The following is a 20,077-nucleotide window of genomic DNA, read 5'->3' as shown; positions in this document are numbered from 1 at the left end:
TGGCCTTCCGGCGTCTGCATGAGGTGCCCTCGGTCGGCCTCTGGCCGTTGGCCGCATGTAGGAACGTCCGGTGGCCAACGGCTGAGCCTCGAAGCAAGAGCTCACGACCGCGACCGGCCACGGTGGCACAGGCGGCAGGGAACGCCGCACACCTACGCTGACCTGCAAGCAACCCTGCGCGGCGCAGATGCCGAGCCACCCGGCCGTGCGCAGTCAGGGGTCTGCTGCATGGTCGGGTGACATCTGCTCTGGCTTGCCCGTAGGGCGGCCTGGAAGGATGTAGCCGTGCCAGTTCCCTATCCTCAAGAGTTCCGTGACGACGTGGTCCGCGTCGCGCTCAACCGCGAGAAGGGCGTCACCCTCGCGCAGATCGCGAAGGACTTCGGCGTCCATGAGATGACGCTGTCGAAGTGGATGCGCCAGGCCGCGGTCGAGGACGGCGAGAAGCCCGGTGTCACCAGGTCTGAGTCGGCGGAGAACACTGAGCTGAAGAAGCGGGTCCGGCTGCTGGAGCAGGAGAACGAGGTCCTGCGCCGAGCTGCCGCGTATCTGTCGCAGGCGAACTTGCCGGGAAAAGGCTCTACCCGCTCGTGAGAGAGCTCGCCGCCGACGGAGTCCCCGTCGCGGTCGCGTGCCGGATGCTCAAGCTCTCCCGCCAGCACTACTACCGCTGGCTGTCTCAGCCCGTGACCGATGCCGAGGTCACCGTGGCCTACCGCGCGAATGCGCTGTTCGACGCCCACCGCGACGACCCCGAGTTCGGCTACCGCTTTCTCGCCGGGGAGGCCGAGACGGCCGGGGAGCGCATGAGCGAGCGGACCGCGTGGCGGATCTGCCGGGACAACGCCTGGTGGTCGGCCTTCGGGAAGAAGCGATCGAAGAACGGCAAGAGACCGGGTCCGGCCGTGCACGATGATCTCGTCCAACGCGACTTCACCGCCGATGCCCCGAACCAGCTGTGGCTGACCGACATCACCGAACACCCCACGAGCCAGGGCAAGCTGTACCTGTGCGCGGTCAAGGACGCCTTCTGCGGCCGGATCGTCGGCTACTCCATCGACAACCGGATGAAGGCCCGCCTCTCGGTGAACGCCCTGGACAACGCGGCCGCCAGAAGAGGGGACGTGGCCGGCTGCACAGTCCATTCCGACCGCGGATCGCAATTCCGATCAAGAAAGTACGTCCACGCTCTGCACCGCCACGGCCTGGCCGGATCCATGGGAAGAGTCGGCTCGGCCGGCGACAACGCCGCCATGGAATCCTTCTTCGCTCTGCTGCAGAACAACGTCCTCGACCGCCGCACCTGGGCCACCCGGCAGGACCTCCGCACCGCGATCGTCACCTGGATCGAGCGGACCTACCATTCGCCGCATGGCGCGTACGCCTGAACGTCCCGAACCGCGTCTCCTTGACCGAGTTCGACCAACGGCTTCCCGTCGACCTCGATCACCCTGTGCACCGCCGCCTCGTTCACACCCGACTCCACGACGTCCACGAACTGGAACTGCGCGAGGTCGCTGACGACGACCAGTGCGGCTGGATCGGCCGGGCCCACGAGATCCTGCTCGCCTTCGTACGGACCGCACCCGCGGCCTCCACCACGTCGCTGTCCCCACTCCGCGCTCATCAGCCCGTTCCGCCTGTGCAGCTCCCTGGTGACGGCGAGGTGTTGCGGATGCATCTAAACACCCACCCCAACCGGTATGACGAAATCCTGGACTGGCACCTTCCGCGTCTGTTGGCTGCACTCGGCCAGCCGATGTGGTGGTTCACCCGACACCGGGAACTCGCCCGCCCAGAGGCCGGACAACACCTCGCGCTAACCCTGCACCTCACTGGCGACTACGGGGCAGCGGCCGCCGCAGTGAACGCCTGGGCGACCGACCTTCACCACCAGCGCCTGCTGTCCAGCCTCACCTTCGAGTCCTACCGGCCCCAGACCGGCCGATACGGGACGGGGCAGGCAATGGACGCCGCGCACCGCGTGTTCGCCGCCGACTCCACCGCAGCCCTCGCGCAGATCCGGCTTACATCCAGCTACGACATCGCACCCCAGTCGCTCACCGCTGTGAGTCTCGTCGACATCGCCGCGCATCTGCTCACGTCCCGAGACGACGCATGGACCTGGTTGATCGAACGCACCCCGGCCCACGGGCGACCCGACCGGACGTTGAGGGAACAAGCCATCCAGCTCTACGACGCTGAACAGCAAACGCTCGCTCTTCAGGGCGGCGCAGAGATCGTCGAGGCATGGGAACAGCGCGCCAGAGTCCTCACCGCATACCGCCAGGCCCTTATCGAGACGGAGCACGACCCGACGACGGTCCTGCGGTCGCTGTTCCACCACCATCAGGTGCGCGCGCTCGGGGTCGGACCCACTGCGGAAGCCGCCACCCTTCACCTCGCCCGCACCATCGCCCTGCGCCACCGGCCGATCCGGGTTGAACGATGACGACGGAGCTTGAACAGGCCCAGGCCCTCACGCAGGAGTTCGCCGCGCACCTGGCGCAGCACGCCGCACCACTCGAGGACGAACCTTGGGCTGAGCAGTCCCTCGCCGAGGGCGCCGCCGGCATCGCCCTGTTCCACATCGAGTACGCCGCGCAAGGCCGATCACCCTGGTCGCCCGCGCACCGCTGGATCGCTGAGGCTGCAGCCAGGGACATCAGCGCAGCCGACACCACCGGCCTCTACCTCGGTGCCCCGGCCCTCGCCTTCGTCCTGAACACCGTCCCCGACACCGTGCGACATTTCTACCAGGACGCTTACTCCGCCCTGCGCGACAACGTCATCGCCCTGGCGCACCGCCGCGCCGACGCCGCTCTCGCCCGGCTGCATCGCGGAGCCCTGACCACCTTCGGCGAATACGACACCTTCTTCGGGCTCACCGGGATCGGCGCCTACCTGCTGGGCAGCGCTCCCGACAGCAGCGCGATGGAACGCGTTCTCAGCTACCTGGTCGCGCTGACCCGTCCCCTCGACAACAACCATCCCACTCCTGGCTGGTGGGTAGACCATGATCCTCACCGCGAACACACCATGCCGGGCGGACACGGAAACCTGGGCGCAGCGCACGGCATCACAGGCCCACTACTGCTGCTGGCCCAAGCCGAGCGCCACGGCGTCCGCGTCGAGGGCCAGGCGGACGCGATCCGTGCGATCTGCGACCACCTCGACACTTGGCGGCAGGAGGGCGAAGCAGGCCCGTGGTGGCCCGAACACCTCACGCTCGCCGATCTCGAATCCGGCCGCTCCCACCAGCGTGCACCCGGCCGGCCGAGCTGGTGCTATGGCACGCCCGGCATTGCGAGAGCGGGGCAGCTCGCCGGAATCGCACTGAACGACCCGGCACTCCAGCTCCTCTACGAGGACGCATTGCACCAGTGCCTCAGCGACCCCGGGCAACTCGCCCAGATCTCCGACACGACCCTGTGCCACGGCTGGGCGGGCCTGTACCAAACAGCCTTCCGGGCAGCTCGCGACGCCCGTACACCCCATCTGGCTGCCCTCCTCCCAGCTCTCCGCAAGGACCTGACTACCCACGCCCGCCCGTCTGTGACCAAGGGGCTCGGCCTCCTGGAGGGCGATGCCGGATGCGCTTTGGCCCTCACAACGGTCTCCGCCGACCGGACACCAACCACTGGATGGGATGCATGTCTGCTGATCAACTGACGCCTCTGGCTTGGCCCCCGAACCCTGGGCCGGTGGGCCGTGCTGTCCTCGACGTCATCGCCGGGCAGTCCGTCGACGATGTCGCGCAGAAGGCGGGCATGGAGCCCATAGCACTCGCCGACGCGGTCGAGGTCTTCGAACAGGCCGGTCACACCGCACTCGCCCGCCATGAGCTGCTGCGCACGGGTTGGTGGCAGTTCTACGTCGAGTTTTCCGAGTGGGCGCACGCCGAGCAGACAGCAGCGACGCACATCGCACCCTTACTCGCCCGCCTGGAGAAGCACGGTGTGGTCTCGCTGTGGTGGTTCATCCGAAAGCACCCTTGCTGGCGCCTGCGCCTCTACGGTGGCCCGCAGCCTCAGGTTCGCACGGAACTCGGCGCTCAGCTGGACGAGCTGGTCAAGGCTGGCCGTCTCAGCCGCTGGTGGCCGGGTATCTACGAGCCGGAGACTGCCGCCTTCGGGGGCACGGCTGGCATGCTCAACGCTCACCACCTCTTCACCGCCGACAGCCATCACATCCTGTCGCGCGACGGCCGCACCGACGTGCCCCTCGGCCGCCGTGAACTGTCCGTGCTCCTGTGCACGGTCATGATGCGGGCCGCGGGCCTGGAGTGGCAGGAACAAGGAGACGTCTGGGACCGCGTCATCAATGAGGAGCACCGCTCCGCCACGGGCAAGGTCCTCGAAGACCGCCTTGAGGGAATGACCCGGCAGATCCGGCAACTCCTGGTCAGCGACACGAGCCCGGACGGTCCAGTATTCGGCAAAGGGGCCCTTCTGCACCCGGTTGCCGAATGGGCCGCGGCCTTCCGGCACGCGGGAAACGCACTCAAGGAAGGCATAACGGCAGGCGTTCTCGATCGAGGCATCCGCCGGGTCTTGGCCTACCACGTCATCTTCCACTGGAACCGGATCGGACTGTCTCTCGGCGCTCAGAGCGCTCTCGCGCTTGCGGCTCGCAATGCCATACTCGATCCGCCGCCGGACGCACTTGAGTGGCCCTCCGAGTCGTGACCGCTCACGTCCGGCCTGTGGTTCAGTCAGTTGCCCGAGACGTCGGGGCCCGTCACGGCTGGGCCGGGGCCGATCTTTCGGATGCGGAACCGGAGTGTCATCCGTTCGGCGGATTGGATGTCTTTCCGCCTGACAGGCCGATGCGTGCGGCAGGGACCGACCCGCGGGGAGGAGGGTGGGAGAGCTGTGCCGCCTGCGCGCCGGGCTGGGCCGGGTCGGGGCCGGCCCGGCGGGCTGCGACGCCGACCGCCGGCCGGCCCTTGAGCGGGCGCCCCCGGCAGGACTCGAACCTGCGGCCAAGCGCTTAGAAGGCGCCTGCTCTATCCACTGAGCTACGGGGGCCGTCCTCCGTCGCGGGTGGGCGGGCTCGCCGCCCCCCGTGACCGGCGGTGTCAAGGATAGGGGGCCTGGCGGCTCGTCCTGTTCGCTCCACGGCCGCGACGCTATGTGGAGGTTCCGTGAAGCGGTCCCGATAATCGCAGGCGGGTGCGATTCACGCAGCGGTTTTGGCCGTGTGGGTTGCGGGTGTTGCGTAGTCGTTATGGGGGCGGCTGGGTGGCAGGTGGGCCATGCGGGGTGAACGGGTTCAAAAGTGGTCTTTCAGTACTGAAACTACACATTTTCCTCGCTCGCAACCGTGGATAAGCTTCAAAACTGCCGCAAAATTGGGCATTCTGCCCTATGTGGCGATCTTGGACGTACGGCTTGAACTGCTCGACGCGCTCACCGCACTCCGTGAGCGCGTCGCAGCCGCGCGCTTTCCTCTCCCGCTGCCGGGCGCCGAGCGCGCCCGGCAGTCCCGGGACGAGCTGCTGGCCCAGCTCGACGACTACCTCGTCCCGCGCGTACGCACCCCCGAGGCGCCGCTCCTCGCGGTGATCGGCGGTTCGACCGGGGCGGGCAAGTCGACGCTGGTCAACTCCCTGGTGGGGCGCAAGGTCAGCGAGGCGGGCGTACTGCGGCCCACGACCCGCACACCTGTGCTGGTCTGTCATCCGGACGACCGGGGCTGGTTCGTCGGACAGCGGGTGCTGCCCCGCCTGGACCGGGCCTGGACCCCCCGGCAGGACCCGCCCGGGACGCCCGCCGCGCCCGGCATGGGCGCCGCTCCCGGCGCCTTCGGCGGACCGGGCGCCCCGGGCCCGCACGACACGCCCGGCAGCTCCGGCGATCCGGCCGGTGCCGCGGAGAGCGGCGACCGGTTCGCCGGCCGGCCGGCCGACCGTGCCACCGACTGGGACAGCGCCTGGGCCACCGACTGGGACCCCCGCCGGAGCCCGGGCCGGGACGCCGCGGCCGGTGCGGAGTGGGAGTACGAGTGGGACACCGACCCGGACGAGCCGCCGCGCGTCCTCCGGGTCGAGACCGACAGCGGCCTGCCCCCCGGCCTCGCGCTGCTCGACGCGCCCGACATCGACTCCCTCGTCGCGCACAACCGGGACCTGGCCGCCGAACTGGTCTGCGCCGCCGACATCTGGGTGCTCGTCACCACCGCCGCGCGCTACGGCGACGCCATCCCCTGGCACCTGCTGCGCACCGCCAAGGAGTACGACGTCACCCTCGCCACCGTCCTCGACCGGGTGCCGCACCAGATGGCCGCCGAGGTCACGACGCAGTACGGGCTGCTCCTCGACCGGGCGGGGCTCGGGAGGATCCCCTGCTTCACCATCCCGGAACTGCCCGAATCGGCGGGCGGATCCGGGCTGCTGCCCGTCTCCGCCGTCAGCGGACTGCGCGACTGGCTGGAGGAGCACGCCCAGGACGCCGACGCCCGGTACGCAGCCGCCAGCCGCACCGCCGACGGGACGCTCGCCTCGCTGCGCCCGCGCATCACGGCCCTGGCCGGTTCCTCCGCGGCGCAGCACGCGGCAGCCGAGCGACTCACCCGGTACATCGAGAACGCCTACGGGACCGCCGGACAGCGGCTGCGCACCCGCATCGCCGACGGTGAACTGCTGGCGGGCGACGTCGCCGAGCACTGGCGCAGCTTCCCCACCGACAGCGACGGCGAAGAACTGTTCGACGCCTTCGCCGAGGGCCTGACCGCACTGCTGTCCGGCGCGGTCGCCGCCGCCGACGAACGGATCGCCGAACTGCGCCGAGGCGTACCGGGTCTGGAGGGCTGCGGCCGGCTCCTCTCCGGCGGCCAGAGCGAACGCGACGAGGCCGTCGGCCGGATCGGCGTGATGGTGCGCCGATGGCGCCGCTGCGTCGAGGAGCTGGCCGAGGAGGAGACCCGCGCGGCAGGCCGTGCCTCGTGCGGCGAGGAGGACGCCGAGCACGTGGCCGGACTGCTGGCCGCCTCCCTGCTCGGCGGGGTGCGGGTCGCGGGCGCCGATGACGCACTCGAGGACCTGCTCGGCGAGGAGGCTGCCCACGAGCTGCGCGAGCAGTGCGCGGAGCTGCTGGAGCACTGCGTGAGGCGCGTCCTGGACGGGGAGCGCGACCTGCGCCTGGTCCCCCTGGCGGAACTCGACGCCGGCCCCGAACCGCAGATGGAACTGATCGCCGCGTTCTCGGTGCTGGACAAGCTCACCAGAACGCACGGGCTCCACGAGCCGCACCGGTTGCGGGAACTCCACCGGCCGCAGCGGCCGGAGGACGCACGGGGCGGCCCTCAGGAGCAGAGCAGGACGGACGTGACCGCCCGCGAATTCCCGCCCACGCGCGCACCGCTCGGTACGGAGAACGCCGCGCGCGGCCTGCAGAGCGCGCACATGGAGAGGTGACAGCAGTGACATCCACCGATGCCACCAACCCCGGAGCGGGCGAGCCGCCCGAGCGCTGGTCCGGCAGTTGGCCCGACGGCTGGAGCAGCCCGCACAGCGAGCCCGGCAAAGGGCAACTGGAGCTGAGCCTGGACGAACAGCAGCCGCCCCAGGAGCCCCCCGCGCGGAGCGGCCCGGACGGACCCGAGGGCCACGGCCAGGTCGCGGCGGCGGAACTGCCGCGCCAGCAGTCGGAGGCCCCGCTCGACGGCGCGCCCGAAGGCGGACGCGTACCGGGCAGGCCGGAAGGCCCGGACGGACCTGGAGGACCCGCGCCATGCGAGCCGGGCGGACCCGCCGAAGCCGCCGAAGCCGGTGGATCCGGTTCATCCGGTGCGTCTGACGGGGTCGGCGGGTCGGTGGAACGGGGACGCCAGGGGGCTCCTGATCCTCGCGAAGCGGTGGCTGTCCCGGCGGCGCAGGCGCAGGCGGTCCTGGCCCCCGAGACAGCGGCCGCAGAGCACCCTCCTGGTCACGACTGCCGCGACCTGCCGGGTGACAGTGGCACCGCGCACCGCGAGGACGAGCCGCAGGACGCGCACGCCCGGGCCGCCGCACCGGATTGCGGATGGGACGACGGCGTCATCGCCCGCAGGGCACGCGCGGAGCGCGCCGCCCCGCCTGCCGCGCAGGCCGAGCCCCCCGCTCCCGCCGCGCCCGCCCCGCCTGCGCCCCCGGCCCAGCAGGCCCAGCAGGGTCAGGCGACCGAGCCGGGCCGGCCGGTCGGAGGCACCGACCCCGCCGGAGCAGCCGAGCCGACCGGGCGTGCGGCGCCGGCCGGAGCCGCCGAGCCGTCCCGACCCGTCGCACGCCCCGAGCCCTCCGTGCCGCCCGGCCCTCCCGTCCGCCCCGAGCGTGCCGTCGCACCGGAGGCCGGCCCGCGGGCTCCCAACCCCCGCAGCCACACCTCGGCGACGGAGCCCCCGGCCCGCGGAGCGGAACACCCCCGCCCGGGATGCGCCGCGACGCCGCCCTGGCGCGGCACGTCCTGGCCCGAGCCCCCGCGCGCCCCCGACCCCGCCCCCGCCCCCGACCCCGGCGCCGCCCCCGAACCACACCCGGCCGACGCCGAGCGGGTGCCCACAGCGGCTGTACCGGAGCCCGCTCCTCCTGCCGTACCGGAGCCCGCTCCCGCTCCTGCGGTGCCGGAGCCGGCTTCTGCTGTGCGAGAGACACCGTCCTCCTCGGCCGCCCAGGCGCCCCGCGCGGCCACCGAGGACGTCTCCGGCCGCACGCACGTGTGGCCGGAACCCCCCGTCCCCGAGCCCGAGGAGCGCCCGCACCGGCAGCCGCTCAGGCCGCACCCGGAACCGGACGGTGGCACGGCGGCCGCCGCGCCCCGCGGCGGCCTCGAGGACTCCACCCGGCGTGCCGAAGGGAGCTGCGCCCAGGACCTCGCGGGAAGTGCACTCCGCGACGTCGGAGCCGGAGGAAGCGCCACGCGACGGAATACGGACACTGCTCCCGTCCGGAACACCCGGAACGAGCAGCACGACCGGAACGAGCAGCGCGACCGGCACGACCGGAAGGACGTCGGCCGGGACCTCCGCCGAGACATCCGCCGGGACCCGCGGTGCGACGCGGGGGAGAGCGTCCTGCGTCAGCGGCTCGGCGCCCTGCGCGAACTCGTCGGGCTGTCGCGCACCCGGCTGGACGCCGACGTGCTCGCCGAGGCGGGCACCGTGCTGGACGAGGCGGCCACCCGCAGGGGGCTGCCCCGCTCCTACACGACCGTCGCCCTGGCGGGCGCGACAGGCAGCGGAAAGTCGTCGCTGTTCAACGCACTCACCGGCGGCCGGCTCTCCGAGGTGGGGATGCGCCGCCCCACCACTGCCGCACCGGTGGCCTGCACCTGGGAAGCGGGACGCTACAGCGACGGCAGCCCCGACGGGCTCCTCGACAGGCTCGGCATTCCGCAGCACGCCCGCCACCGCACGCACGACGGCACGCTGAGCGGCCTCATCCTCGTCGACCTGCCCGACCACGACTCCGCCGCCCCGGGCCACCGCGAGCAGGTCGACCGGATGCTGGAGCTGGTCGACGCGGTGGTGTGGGTGGTGGACCCGGAGAAGTACGCGGACGCGCTGCTGCACGAGGACTACCTGCGCCGCCTCGCCGGACACGCCGAGGTCACCTTCGTCGTCCTCAACCAGACCGACCGGCTCACCCGCGACTCCGTCGACGCCGTGCTGGACGACCTGCGGCGGCTGCTGGACGAGGACGGCATGGCGCTGGGCGAGCACGGCGAACCGGGCGCGGCCGTGCTGTCCGCCTCGGCACTGACACACGAGGGCATCGACGTGCTGCGCGAGGAGCTCGGCGAGTTCGTCGCGCAGCAGCGGGCCGCGGTCCTGCGGCTGACCGCCGATCTGGACGGCGCCATGGACCGGCTGCGTCCCGTCTACACCGAGCCGGGAGTGGGCGCCGAGGGCGGGCCCGTCGGGTTGAGCGAGCGCGCCCGCGAGGACTTCGAGGACCGGCTCGCCGTCGCCGTGGGCGCGGCGGCAGCGGGCCAGGCCGCGGAACGGGCGTGGCTGCGGCAGGCAGAGCACTCCTCCGGCATCCCCTGGGTGCGCGCGCTGCGCTGGTACGCCTCCAGGCCGACTTCGGAGCGCGGCGAGTGGGCCGGGGCGGGGGCCGGGGAACAGCCGGACGGTTCCACCGCCGGTGCCCGCGTCCGCCGCGACACCCTCCAGCAGCCGCTGGCCGCACGGCCGGTGGTCGCCCAGGCCGTGCGGGAGCTGGCGGACGCGGCTGCGAGCGGTCTGCCCGACGCCTGGGCGCACACCGTCCGCGAGTCGGCCCGCCGCGGGGCCGCCGGTCTGCCCGAGGCCCTGGACCAGGTCATGGAAGCCTGCTCCGCCGGACCGGACGCGCAGCGGACAGCCGCCATCACGGCCTCGCTGACGGACTTCCCCTACGGAACGGAGACGCCGCAGGCGGCCAAGCCCGCATCCGCCACCGCAGCGGCCGTGCCCGGTCAGCAGTCCGCCCCCGGCGCTCCGGCCCCCCGCGCCGCGAGCGACCCCGGCCGCCCGCGTGGCCCGCAGTTCGGCGCCGACGGCGGCGCCGACGTTCCTGCGGACGGTCCGGACGCCGGCTCCGGGATGCGGGGAGCGACCGCCTCCCCGGCACTCGACGGGGCACCCCGGTGGACGGCCGCGGCATCCGACGGACCCGTGCGCGACCTGGCCGGGCCGTCGCGTGACATCGCCGGTCCGTTCCCGGAGGCGGGCGGGTCGTCCCCGGATACGGGCGGGCCGTCACCGGACGCGGACCGGACCGCGGGTTCCGGGGTACGCGTACCGCGTCCTACCTGGCACACCGCCGCATTCGCGGGGCAGTGGCTGCTGTTCGCCCTCCAGGCGGCCGGAGCCGTGTGGGTGGCTGTCGTCGCCATCGTCGCCCACGGGTTCGACCGCACCGCACTGCTGCCCTGCGTTCTCCTCGCGGCCGCCACCCTCGCCGGCCCCGGGCTCGCCTGGGCGTGTCGCCGCGCCGCGCGGGGTCCGGCCCGGACCTATGGCCTGGCGGAGGAGCGGCACCTGCGCCAGTTGGCGGCCTGCTGCGGAGGGACGCGGGTGCTGGAGCCGGTGGCCGCCGAGCTGCTGCGGTACCGCCAGGTGCGGGAGCAGTACGCCATCGCCGCCGGTGCGGTCGACTCGGTCGTGGAGGAGCGGCCGGCGGAGGCCTGGATCGGTTCGCAGGGCGCTGCGGTCGTCGGAGCCCGGAGTGGTTCTGCCGCCGGAGGGCCGGCCGGCGGCGTGGACGGCCGCGGAGCGGGAATCTCCGCGGGCGGCCCGCGAGACCCGTTCAAGCACGGAGACCGGAGCGCTCCGGCCGGTTGTGGCGGTTCCGGTGATTCGGCCGCGTCGGACACCGGGGGGCGAGGGGCCGGTGTCGGCGCCGGTACCGACACCACAGGGCCATCCACCGGTGTGACCGAGTTGTGCACAACCTCCGAGTAATCCACAGCTGAATCCCTCTTTCCCCACGCCCGCCCTTCTCCCCCCACTCTGGAACCCGCACGACGGCACCGAGGGCGACCGGCCTGCGGCGGCCCCCGACGGGACCGCGGAACGGCGGTCGCACCGAGGGCCGCCGCGCTCGGGCACCCGGTGGTGCTCCGCCGGACCGCCGCCGTCCTCGTGACGACGGGCCCGGCGGAGCACCGGCGGCAATCGGCAGCGAGCAGGGGGAGACGCATGAACGAGACCTATGTGACGGTTACCGGCAACGTGGCGACGAAGGTCGACCACTGGACCTCGCCGTCCGGGCTTCCGGTCGCCAGGTTCCGGCTGGCCAGTACGGTCCGGCGGTTCGACAAACAGCACCAGCGCTGGGCGGACGCCTCCACCAGCTTCTACACGGTCTGGGCCTGGCGGGGGCTGGCCGGCCATCTCGCCTCGTCCGTCGCCCGCGGTGAACCCGTCATCGTCCGGGGTCAGTTGCGCGTCGTGGAGGGCGAGCGGGACGGGCGCCGGTATCTGTCGGCCGAGTTGCTCGCGGCGACGGTGGGGCACGATCTGACGCGCGGCACCTCGGCGTTCGTGCGGGCGTCTCGCGCGAACCCGGAGCTCACCCGTGGCCCCGCCCCGGCCTGGCCCCCGGTGGCTGCGGCAGGACCACCGCCCTTCGGGGCGCCGGGTGACGGGGTCGGCACGCCGGGTTCCGAATCCGTGCCGGAGGAGGCCGTACCAGAGGGTGAACTCCTGCCCGGAGCGCTGGCGGAGGACGGCGTTCCAGGTCAGCGCGGCGCGTCGTGATCGTCCCGGTCCGTCGGATTCGGCGATAACGATTCCGAGTCGGAATGTGTGGCCACCGTGAATCGTGGGGATCCCGTGGCGTTTTGCTCCTTACCATCCCACGCGTACTGACCAGGGGGTTCAGAGCTTTGCGGTGGACCGGCGGCTCGCGGACGACGCGACCGGGGGAGAGTCCGCCAAGAGGGGAAGACCATGACTTCTGTACGGGCGCGTGCGGCCCGTCGGCTCACCGTCGTCGCGGCGGCCACCGCGCTGTGCGCGACAGGCACGGCGGGTGCCGTCGGCCCGGCGGCCGCGGCTCCGGCCAGGGCCACCACCGGAAACGACGCGGGTGGGGCGTTCGCCGACGGAGGGCCCGAGCAGCACAGCGGAGCGGTGGCCACGCTCGACGGCCTCCGCACGCACGGCCGGGCGGTCGTCGCCGCCGAGGGAGAGAGGCAGACGGTCGGTGCCGGGCTCTTCGAGATGTCCGTCGACGGGGGCGGCACGCTGCAGACATACGGACTCGACGTGCTCAACCCGGCACAGGAGCAGTCGCGTTACGCGGAGGGGGAGTGGCAGACCTCGTCGCTGTCCGGCAATCGCAACTCCGGGAAGATCCGCTGGACAGTCGAGCACTCCTATCCGCGACGCAACGATCTCCAGGCGCTGGCGAAGTCGGCGGGGGCCGAGCGGCTCACCCCGCAGACCGCGGCGGCGGGCACCCAGGTCGCGATCTGGCGGCTGGCCGAAAGCGGCGCGAGCGGGACTTCGAGGGGCGGGGGGAGGGGGGAGGGGCCCCCGGAGCCGCCCCACATCACCGCCACCGACCCCGCCGCCCAGCAGCTCGCCGACCATCTCGTGGACAAGGCCCGGTCGATGTCCGAGCCGGGCGCGTCCCTCACGTTCGACAGGGCGGAGGTCTCCGGCCGCGCCGACGAGCGTCCCGGCCCGGTGACCGTGCGCACGAACGCCGCCGCGGTGAGCGTGGCGCCCGGACCGCATGCCGCCTCCCAGGGGATGCGGATCGTCGACCGGGAAGGGAAGCGGGTCCGTACGGCGCGCAACGGGACGAAGCTCTACTTCGAGCTGCCCGAGGGGGTGGAGGCCGGTAAGGGGTCGCTGACCGCGCAGGTCGCCACGAAGGTGCCGCTGGGCCGGGTGTTCACCGGCTCCGGTGAGCGGGGCCGGGGGCAGGCGCAGATCCTGGCCGGGTCGAGCCAGTCCACCGTCTCCGCCACCGCCACGGTCAACTGGGCCGAGCGCGGGCCTGCTCCCGCCGCCACGGCGAGGGAGAACTGTGCCGACTCCGGGGTGGACATCACCGTCTCCAACGGTGGCGACTCCTCCTTCCCGCTGCGGGTCGGCAAGCAGCGTGAGGACATCGCGGGCGGCGAGCACGGCACCGTCACGGTCCCGGTGGCGGAGGACCAGCCGTACCGGATCCCGGTGCGCGGACCGCACGGGTACCGGAAGACGTTCAGCGGGGTTCTCGACTGCACGACCGCCGCCGCCGGTGGCGGGGTGACCCGGCAGAACGCGCCCGCCACGGTCGAGCGGCCCGCGACGGTGGGGGGTGGCAGTGTCCCGGCGTCGGACGGTGACCTGGCGGAGACCGGTGGTGGCGGGGGCACCCGCTTGTTCGCCGCCGTGGCCATCGCGCTGCTGGCCGTGGGAGTGACCACGCTCCGGATCGTGCGTCGCCGCGGCTGAGGCGGCCGCGGAAGCCGGGCTGCGGCCTCCGCGGCCCCGGCGCCGTCCAGCTCCCGCGCCCCGTGTCCGGGGCGGCTGCGTCCGGCCGGAACCGGTGTGCTCCGCGGTGCCGGGCGCAGGTGCGGTTTCCGGCCCGGGGCCCGGGTGCGGCAAGATGGAGGGCGTATGCCTTAGCTGGAGCGGCCGCACTCAACCCGCGGCCCGCTGCCGCATGACGACCCGCGCGGCCTGGCCGCGTACGACTACCTACAGATTGCCGGACGGTTCCTCTTGGCTGAGTACATCTACACCATGCGCAAGGCGCGCAAGGCGCACGGCGACAAGGTGATCCTCGACGACGTCACCTTGAGCTTCCTGCCCGGCGCGAAGATCGGTGTCGTGGGCCCCAACGGCGCGGGCAAGTCCACCGTGCTCAAGATCATGGCGGGTCTGGAGCAGCCCTCCAACGGTGACGCGATGCTGTCGCCGGGCTACACCGTGGGCATCCTGCTGCAGGAGCCGCCGCTGGACGAGTCCAAGACGGTGCTGGAGAACGTCCAGGACGGTGTCGCGGAGACCAAGCAGCAGCTCGACCGGTTCAACCAGATCGCCGAGCAGATGGCGACCGAGTACACCGACGAGCTGATGGAGGAGATGGGCAAGCTCCAGGAGAAGCTCGACCACGCGAACGCCTGGGATCTGGACGCGCAGCTCGAGCAGGCCATGGACGCGCTGGGCTGCCCGCCCGGCGACTGGCCGGTCACCAACCTCTCCGGTGGTGAGAAGCGCCGCGTCGCGCTCTGCAAGCTGCTGCTGGAGCAGCCCGACCTGCTGCTGCTGGACGAGCCGACCAACCACCTGGACGCCGAGTCGGTGCAGTGGCTGGAGCAGCACCTGGCCAAGTACCCGGGCACCGTCGTGGCCATCACCCACGACCGCTACTTCCTGGACAACGTGGCCGGCTGGATCATGGAGCTGGACCGCGGCCGTGCCATCGGCTACGAGGGCAACTACTCCACGTACCTGGAGAAGAAGCAGTCCCGCCTCAAGGTGGAGGGCCAGAAGGACGCCAAGCGGCAGAAGCGCCTCAAGGAGGAGCTGGAGTGGGTCCGCTCCAACGCCAAGGGGCGGCAGGCCAAGTCGCGGGCGCGGCTGACCCGGTACGAGGAGATGGCCGCCGAGGCGGAGAAGACCCGGAAGCTGGACTTCGAGGAGATCCAGATCCCGCCGGGGCCGCGGCTGGGCAACGTGGTCGTCGAGGTGGAGAACCTCAGCAAGGCGTTCGGTGACAAGGTGCTCATCGACGACCTGTCCTTCACGCTGCCGCGGAACGGGATCGTGGGCGTGATCGGCCCGAACGGTGCGGGCAAGACCACGCTGTTCAAGATGATCCAGGGGCTGGAGGGGGCCGACTCCGGGTCGATCAAGGTCGGGGACACGGTCAAGATCTCCTACGTCGACCAGAGCCGCGCGAACATCGACGCGAAGAAGACGCTGTGGGCGGTCGTCTCCGACGAGTTGGACTACATCAACGTCGGCCAGGTCGAGATGCCGTCGCGCGCCTATGTGAGCGCGTTCGGGTTCAAGGGCCCGGACCAGCAGAAGCCCGCGGGTGTGCTCTCCGGCGGTGAGCGTAACCGGCTGAACCTGGCGCTCACCCTCAAGCAGGGCGGCAACCTGCTGCTGCTGGACGAGCCGACCAACGACCTGGATGTGGAGACGCTCTCCTCGTTGGAGAACGCGCTGCTGGACTTCCCGGGCTGTGCCGTGGTCGTCTCCCACGACCGCTGGTTCCTGGACCGGGTGGCCACCCACATCCTCGCCTACGAGGGCGAGAGCAAGTGGTTCTGGTTCGAGGGCAACTTCGAGTCCTACGAGAAGAACAAGATCGAGCGGCTGGGGCCGGACGCGGCGCGTCCGCACCGCGCGACCTACAAGAAGCTCACCCGGAGCTGAGCGCGTGCGGCACAGCTACCGGTGTCCGCTGCGCTGGTCGGACATGGACGCCTTCGGGCACGTCAACAACGTCGTCTACCTCCGCTATCTGGAGGAGGCCCGGATCGATTTCCTGACCCGGGCGGCGCGGGAGACGGACCCGGAGGCGTTCACGGGCGGCACCGTCGTGGCGCGGCACGAGATCGACTATCTGCGGCAGCTGGTCCACCAGGCGGATCCGGTCACGGTGGAGACGTGGGTGGTGAAGCTGACCGCGGCGTCGGTGACGTTCGGCTACGAGATCACGGACCCCGTGTCCGCGGGCGGCCCGTTCGTCCGGGCGCGGACGGTCGTGGTGCCGTACAACCTGAAGGAGGGCTATCCGCGGCGGCTGTCGGCCGCCGAGCGCTCCTTCCTGGAGGGGTACATCGATGACAGTCACAGCGGCTGACCGGCTGGTCTTCGCCGACCCCGGGGAGGCGGCGGGGCTCGCCGCCTTCCTGGAGCGGCTGGTGCGCTGGGAGAAGAACGCCGCGGTGCGCATCCAGGCGGGCGGCGGGGTGGCCGGGGTGTTCGCCAGGCCCGCCCGCTTCGAGGTGCTGGCCGTGCGTACCGGGCGGCTGCTGGAGCCGGTGGAGCTCGATGTGACCGTTGCCGCCGGTGAGCTGCTGGAACTCGTCGAGGAGGACCGGGAGGCCGTCGCTGTGCCGAAGGCCGTGACCGGTCCGTCCTGGGCGGGTGTGCTGCCGCCGCGCGGCGGTTGGCAAGAGTTCGCCCGGGTGCCGGTGGACGCGGTGGGGTCGGTGGCGGCCGCAGCGGTCGGTGAGTTCCGGGAGCGGGCCGAGAAGCTGCCGCCCGAGCGCCGGGGCAGGCAGGCCCTGGACGCGCTCGCCGAAGAGATCTGGTCCCGGCCGCTGGGGCGTACGCAATTGCCGCTGCGCGCCGCGCACGCGGCGCACGCGCTCGGCTTCCTGCGCGGGACGGATCCGGCGGCGCTGCTGGAGTCGGGGGCCTGGCTGCGGCTGCGGACCGTCTACGGGTCGGTGGCCGTGCGCAGTCGGGAGCGTCCGGGAGCGGGCGGCGGGCTGAGCGTCACCCCGGTGTGAGCGGTATATCCGGTATTTCCGGCACCGGGTGACCGTCGGCTCCGGCCGCCGGGGAAGCCCGCCGGGAAGTACGGAGCGCTCGGAAGGTTCGGAACATGCGCGTAGGGCCCACCCGCACCGGGTGGGCCCTACGTAGCAGCGCCCGCCGGGAACGCGCCGAGGGTGCTGCCCCGGCCGTCGTGCCGCTGCCGGTCAGTCGGCGGTGTTGATCAGCGAGCCGGCGGCGTAGACCAGGTAGTCCCAGAGCTTGGTCGCCAGCGGGGCGGGCAGCTCCAGGCTGTCGACCGCGTCCCGCATGTGCCGTAGCCAGGCGTCGTGCGCGGCCCGGTTCACCGTGAAGGGCGCGTGCCGCATCCGCAGCCGCGGGTGGCCCCGCGCGTCGCTGTAGGTGCGGGGGCCGCCCCAGTACTGCATCAGGAAGAGCGCCAGCCGCTCCTCGGCCGGCCCCAGGTCCTCCTCCGGATACATGGGCCGCAGCAGGGGGTCCTCGGCGACCCCCTGGTAGAAGCGGTGCACCAGCCGTCGAAACGTCTCCTCGCCGCCGACCTGTTCGTAGAAGGTCTGCGTTTCCAGACTGCCGCGCGGAATCTCCATCACCCGTCCATGGTCGCAGACGACCCGGAGGAGGTCCGCGGACCTAGGACCGGCCCTCCCCGACGCCTCCGTCCGGGCCCCGCGCACGGTTGCGTCCCGGTGCCGCCGGGCCCGGAGCCGGGTACCGCTTTGGGTCAGGCGGCGTCCCAGCGGAAGACCCGGGCGGCGATCGCCGTCAGCACCGCGGCGAACAGCAGCAGTCCGCCCATGACGGGCAGCGCGGTGCCCCAGCTCTCCCCACGGGTGAGGACGTCCTGCATGGCCGAGGCCAGGTGCTTGAGCGGCAGGAACTCGCTGACCGCGCGGATCCATCCCGGTGCGTTGTCCAGTGGGAAGAAGGCGCCGGAGAGGAACGCCATGGGGAGGATGATCAGCTGCGCCATCCCGTTGGCCGCCTCCTCGGTCTTGGCGAACGAGCCGACCAGCAGTCCGATGGACATGAACGCCAGCGTGCCGCAGACCACCAGTGGCAGGCACAGCCACCAGTCGCCGGTGAGTTTCAGCCCGTAGTAGGGCAACGAGGCGACCGCCAGGAAGATCGCGGTCTGCGCGAAGGCGGTCATCAGGTTCACGCCGATCCGGGCGCCGACCACGCTGCGCGCACTGATCGGGGCGAGCCACAGACGGCGCAGGATGCGCTTCCGGCGCCAGCTCACCAGGTTGAAGGCGGAGCCGAAGACACCGCCCATCGCCACCGCCCAGCCCAGCAGCCCCGGCGTGAGGTACTGGATCGGTTTGGTGGTCTCGTCCTCCACGGTGCCGGTCTGCAGCGCGAAGGCGGGCGGCTGCCCGGTCGCACGCTGGTTGGCCTGCTGGACGATGCTGTTGAGCACGCCCCGTACGGTGCCCGAGCGCACCTGGTCGGCCGCCGAGTAGCGCAGCTCCACCTTGCCGTCCCGCTGGAAGACGGCGGCGTCGGCGTCGCCCTTGCGGACCTTCTCCAGGGCCTCGCGGCGGGCCGCGGCCGAACCGTCCGTCTTCTCGATCTCCAGGACGTCCCGCAGCCCGGCGCGCTCCTTGTCGGGCAGGCCGTCGAGCACCTTGACGCTGCCGACCTGCACGATGTCGGACTTGCCGACCCCCTGGTCCTTGAAGAGCGCGCCGAAGAGCATCAGGAACATCAGCGGGAAGATCAGTGTGAAGAAGACCGCCGCGCGGTCGCGGGCCAGCCCGCGTGTCATCGCCAGCGACAGATTGAGGAACGCTCTCACTCCCGGTACTCCCGCCCCGTCAACTGGAGGAAGACGTCCTCCAGGGTGTCGACTTCCAGCTCCTGCACGAGCGCGCGCGGAGGTCCCACCCGCAGCACCTTCCCGTGGTCCATGACGGCGACCCGGTCGCACAGCGTCTCGGCCTCGTCCATGTAGTGCGTGGTGAGCACCACCGTGCGGCCGGAGGAGTTGAGGGTGCGCAGCAGGTCCCACAGGTTGCGCCGGGCCTGCGGGTCCAGGCCGGTGGTGGGCTCGTCCAGGAAGACCAGTTCCGGATCGTGCACCAGGGCGCAGGCGATGGACAGCCGCTGCGCCTGGCCGCCGGAGAGCTTGTCCTCCCGGGTGTCCGCCTTCTCTGTGAGTCCCACGGACTCCAGCATCCGGTCGGCGTGCGACTCCTCGACGCCGTAGAGCGCGGCGAAGGTGCGTATCTGCTCCCGGGCGGTCAGCCGTTCGAAGAACGCGGATGCCTGGAGCTGCACGCCTATCCGGCGCAGCAGTGCCGGGTCGCGGGGCCAGGAGGGCGATCCCAGCAGGTGTGCGGTTCCCTCGTCGGGTTCGCGGAGCCCCTCCAGGAGTTCCATGGTGGTCGTCTTGCCGGCTCCGTTCGGCCCGAGGATGCCGTAGAACTCGCCGCGCGTCACTTCGAGGGAGACGCCGTCGACGGCCCGCGTCTCCCCGTACCGTTTGCGCAGCCCATCGGCTGTGATCGCGTTGGACATGCGCGGAGGCTAACGGCTGAATCCGGTATTCCGGTCTCGCGCGGTCATCTGTTCTGTCTCACCTGGCCATCGGCCGGCTCGCGCTGCGGCGACCCGTCGGCCGGCTCGCGCTGCGGCGACGTCCGGGCGGGGCCGGACCGCACGCCTCGTACGCTCCTGGCCCGGGAAACCGCGAAACCGGGAACCGGGCGGCCCGCGGGGTGCGTGAGGGAGGGCAGGAGCGGGCGCGGGGGCAGCGCTCGGCCTGCGGTGGTGCCACGCAGGGGAACGCGCCCCCGGGAAGTGCCGGGGAGACGTGCCCGGTCGGGCATTCGGTCGCGATCCGAACAAGATCCCGGCCAAGTCCCTGTCATTGCTGCCCGCGGCGGCCATACTGCTGGCCTGGGCACCACGGCCGGAGCGTCCCGACGCTCGCGGTCCCCGGCAGGGGAGCCGGGGGCTGCGCGGAACGGAGCGGAGGGAACGCACGCGGCAGGGTGTCTGCCGGCGACCGAGGGGGAGGGCTCCAGCCGTGAATCAGCAGCCGACCGTGCCACCGGCCCCGCCGCCGCTGTCCGGGGCGCCGCCGGAGGGGCCCGGCGCGGGAGCGATGGGGGCCGCCGCAGGCGGCGGGCCG

Annotated in this window: 13 protein-coding genes, 1 tRNA gene and 1 pseudogene; 11 read left to right on the top strand and 4 right to left on the bottom strand. The window is 72.2% G+C overall.

Translation table 11 applies throughout. The features are described from left to right. Positions 1 to 285: 285 nt before the first annotated feature. The 4 genes and pseudogenes from P2424_RS09995 to P2424_RS09980 form a co-directional block, all read left to right on the top strand. Positions 286 to 1,364 (top strand): annotated as a pseudogene (locus P2424_RS09995) (IS3 family transposase); the annotation flags it as partial. A 44-nt stretch (positions 1,365 to 1,408) separates the two neighbouring features. Beyond that, positions 1,409 to 2,452, top strand: coding sequence for a thiopeptide-type bacteriocin biosynthesis protein (locus tag P2424_RS09990; protein WP_276475412.1), 1,044 nt, complete (start codon positions 1,409 to 1,411; stop codon positions 2,450 to 2,452). Next, the gene (locus P2424_RS09985; RefSeq protein ID WP_276475411.1) at positions 2,449 to 3,672 is read left to right on the top strand and encodes a lanthionine synthetase C family protein; all 1,224 of its coding nucleotides are present in this window, start codon (positions 2,449 to 2,451) and stop codon (positions 3,670 to 3,672) included. Before P2424_RS09990 ends, P2424_RS09985 begins: the two co-directional genes overlap by 4 nt. 32 nt (positions 3,673 to 3,704) lie before the next feature. Further along, positions 3,705 to 4,688, top strand: coding sequence for a thiopeptide-type bacteriocin biosynthesis protein (locus P2424_RS09980; protein WP_276475410.1), 984 nt, complete (start codon positions 3,705 to 3,707; stop codon positions 4,686 to 4,688). A 269-nt stretch (positions 4,689 to 4,957) separates the two neighbouring features. Here P2424_RS09980 and P2424_RS09975 read toward each other — a convergent pair. Further along, positions 4,958 to 5,030: transfer RNA gene (locus P2424_RS09975), tRNA-Arg, on the bottom strand. Between the two features lie 341 nt (positions 5,031 to 5,371). On the opposite strand from P2424_RS09975, the gene P2424_RS09970 reads away from it, so the two are divergent. The 7 genes from P2424_RS09970 (at position 5,372) to P2424_RS09940 (ending at position 16,934) form a co-directional block, all read left to right on the top strand. Beyond that, the gene (locus tag P2424_RS09970) at positions 5,372 to 7,417 is read left to right on the top strand and encodes a dynamin family protein (RefSeq protein WP_276475409.1); all 2,046 of its coding nucleotides are present in this window, start codon (positions 5,372 to 5,374) and stop codon (positions 7,415 to 7,417) included. Between the two features lie 5 nt (positions 7,418 to 7,422). Further along, the gene (locus P2424_RS09965) at positions 7,423 to 11,424 is read left to right on the top strand and encodes a GTPase (RefSeq protein ID WP_276475408.1); all 4,002 of its coding nucleotides are present in this window, start codon (positions 7,423 to 7,425) and stop codon (positions 11,422 to 11,424) included. Positions 11,425 to 11,661: 237 nt separating this feature from the next. Beyond that, positions 11,662 to 12,222: a single-stranded DNA-binding protein gene (locus tag P2424_RS09960; protein ID WP_276475407.1), complete on the top strand. Its 561-nt coding sequence runs from the start codon at positions 11,662 to 11,664 to the stop codon at positions 12,220 to 12,222. A gap of 192 nt (positions 12,223 to 12,414) precedes the next feature. Continuing rightward, entirely contained in the window at positions 12,415 to 13,914 is a 1,500-nt protein-coding gene (locus P2424_RS09955) for a thioester domain-containing protein (protein ID WP_276475406.1), read from the top strand. A 270-nt stretch (positions 13,915 to 14,184) separates the two neighbouring features. Beyond that, the gene (gene ettA, locus P2424_RS09950) at positions 14,185 to 15,849 is read left to right on the top strand and encodes an energy-dependent translational throttle protein EttA (protein ID WP_276475405.1); all 1,665 of its coding nucleotides are present in this window, start codon (positions 14,185 to 14,187) and stop codon (positions 15,847 to 15,849) included. 4 nt (positions 15,850 to 15,853) lie between these two features. Then, positions 15,854 to 16,279: a thioesterase family protein gene (locus tag P2424_RS09945; protein WP_276475404.1), complete on the top strand. Its 426-nt coding sequence runs from the start codon at positions 15,854 to 15,856 to the stop codon at positions 16,277 to 16,279. Next, on the top strand, positions 16,260 to 16,934 hold the full coding sequence (locus P2424_RS09940; protein ID WP_276475403.1) for a hypothetical protein: 675 nt from the start codon (positions 16,260 to 16,262) through the stop codon (positions 16,932 to 16,934). The genes P2424_RS09945 and P2424_RS09940 overlap by 20 nt, the downstream gene beginning before the upstream one ends. Before the next feature lie 192 nt (positions 16,935 to 17,126). Here P2424_RS09940 and P2424_RS09935 read toward each other — a convergent pair whose 3' ends face one another. The 3 genes from P2424_RS09935 to P2424_RS09925 form a co-directional block, all read right to left on the bottom strand. Then, positions 17,127 to 17,528: a globin gene (locus tag P2424_RS09935; protein WP_276475402.1), complete on the bottom strand. Its 402-nt coding sequence runs from the start codon at positions 17,526 to 17,528 to the stop codon at positions 17,127 to 17,129. A gap of 134 nt (positions 17,529 to 17,662) precedes the next feature. Beyond that, the gene (locus P2424_RS09930; RefSeq protein WP_276475401.1) at positions 17,663 to 18,739 is read right to left on the bottom strand and encodes an ABC transporter permease; all 1,077 of its coding nucleotides are present in this window, start codon (positions 18,737 to 18,739) and stop codon (positions 17,663 to 17,665) included. Continuing rightward, positions 18,736 to 19,461: an ABC transporter ATP-binding protein gene (locus P2424_RS09925; RefSeq protein ID WP_276475400.1), complete on the bottom strand. Its 726-nt coding sequence runs from the start codon at positions 19,459 to 19,461 to the stop codon at positions 18,736 to 18,738. Before P2424_RS09925 ends, P2424_RS09930 begins: the two co-directional genes overlap by 4 nt. Between the last annotated feature and the right edge of the window lie 616 nt (positions 19,462 to 20,077).

The organism is Streptomyces sp. WMMB303 (assembly GCF_029351045.1).
GTDB lineage: Bacteria > Actinomycetota > Actinomycetes > Streptomycetales > Streptomycetaceae > Streptomyces.
Note: the sequence above shows the minus strand (reverse complement) of the source record. Positions and strands in the feature narration are given on the sequence as shown.

Bases quoted from the DNA above. Each gene is read 5' to 3' on its own strand.
- P2424_RS09935 (WP_276475402.1), bottom strand. From the start codon at position 17,528: ATGGAGATTCCGCGCGGCAGTCTGGAAACGCAGACCTTCTACGAACAG.
- P2424_RS09960 (WP_276475407.1), top strand. From the start codon at position 11,662: ATGAACGAGACCTATGTGACGGTTACCGGCAACGTGGCGACGAAGGTC.
- P2424_RS09955 (WP_276475406.1), top strand. From the start codon at position 12,415: ATGACTTCTGTACGGGCGCGTGCGGCCCGTCGGCTCACCGTCGTCGCG.
- P2424_RS09985 (WP_276475411.1), top strand. From the start codon at position 2,449: ATGACGACGGAGCTTGAACAGGCCCAGGCCCTCACGCAGGAGTTCGCC.
- P2424_RS09925 (WP_276475400.1), bottom strand. From the start codon at position 19,461: ATGTCCAACGCGATCACAGCCGATGGGCTGCGCAAACGGTACGGGGAG.
- P2424_RS09940 (WP_276475403.1), top strand. From the start codon at position 16,260: ATGACAGTCACAGCGGCTGACCGGCTGGTCTTCGCCGACCCCGGGGAG.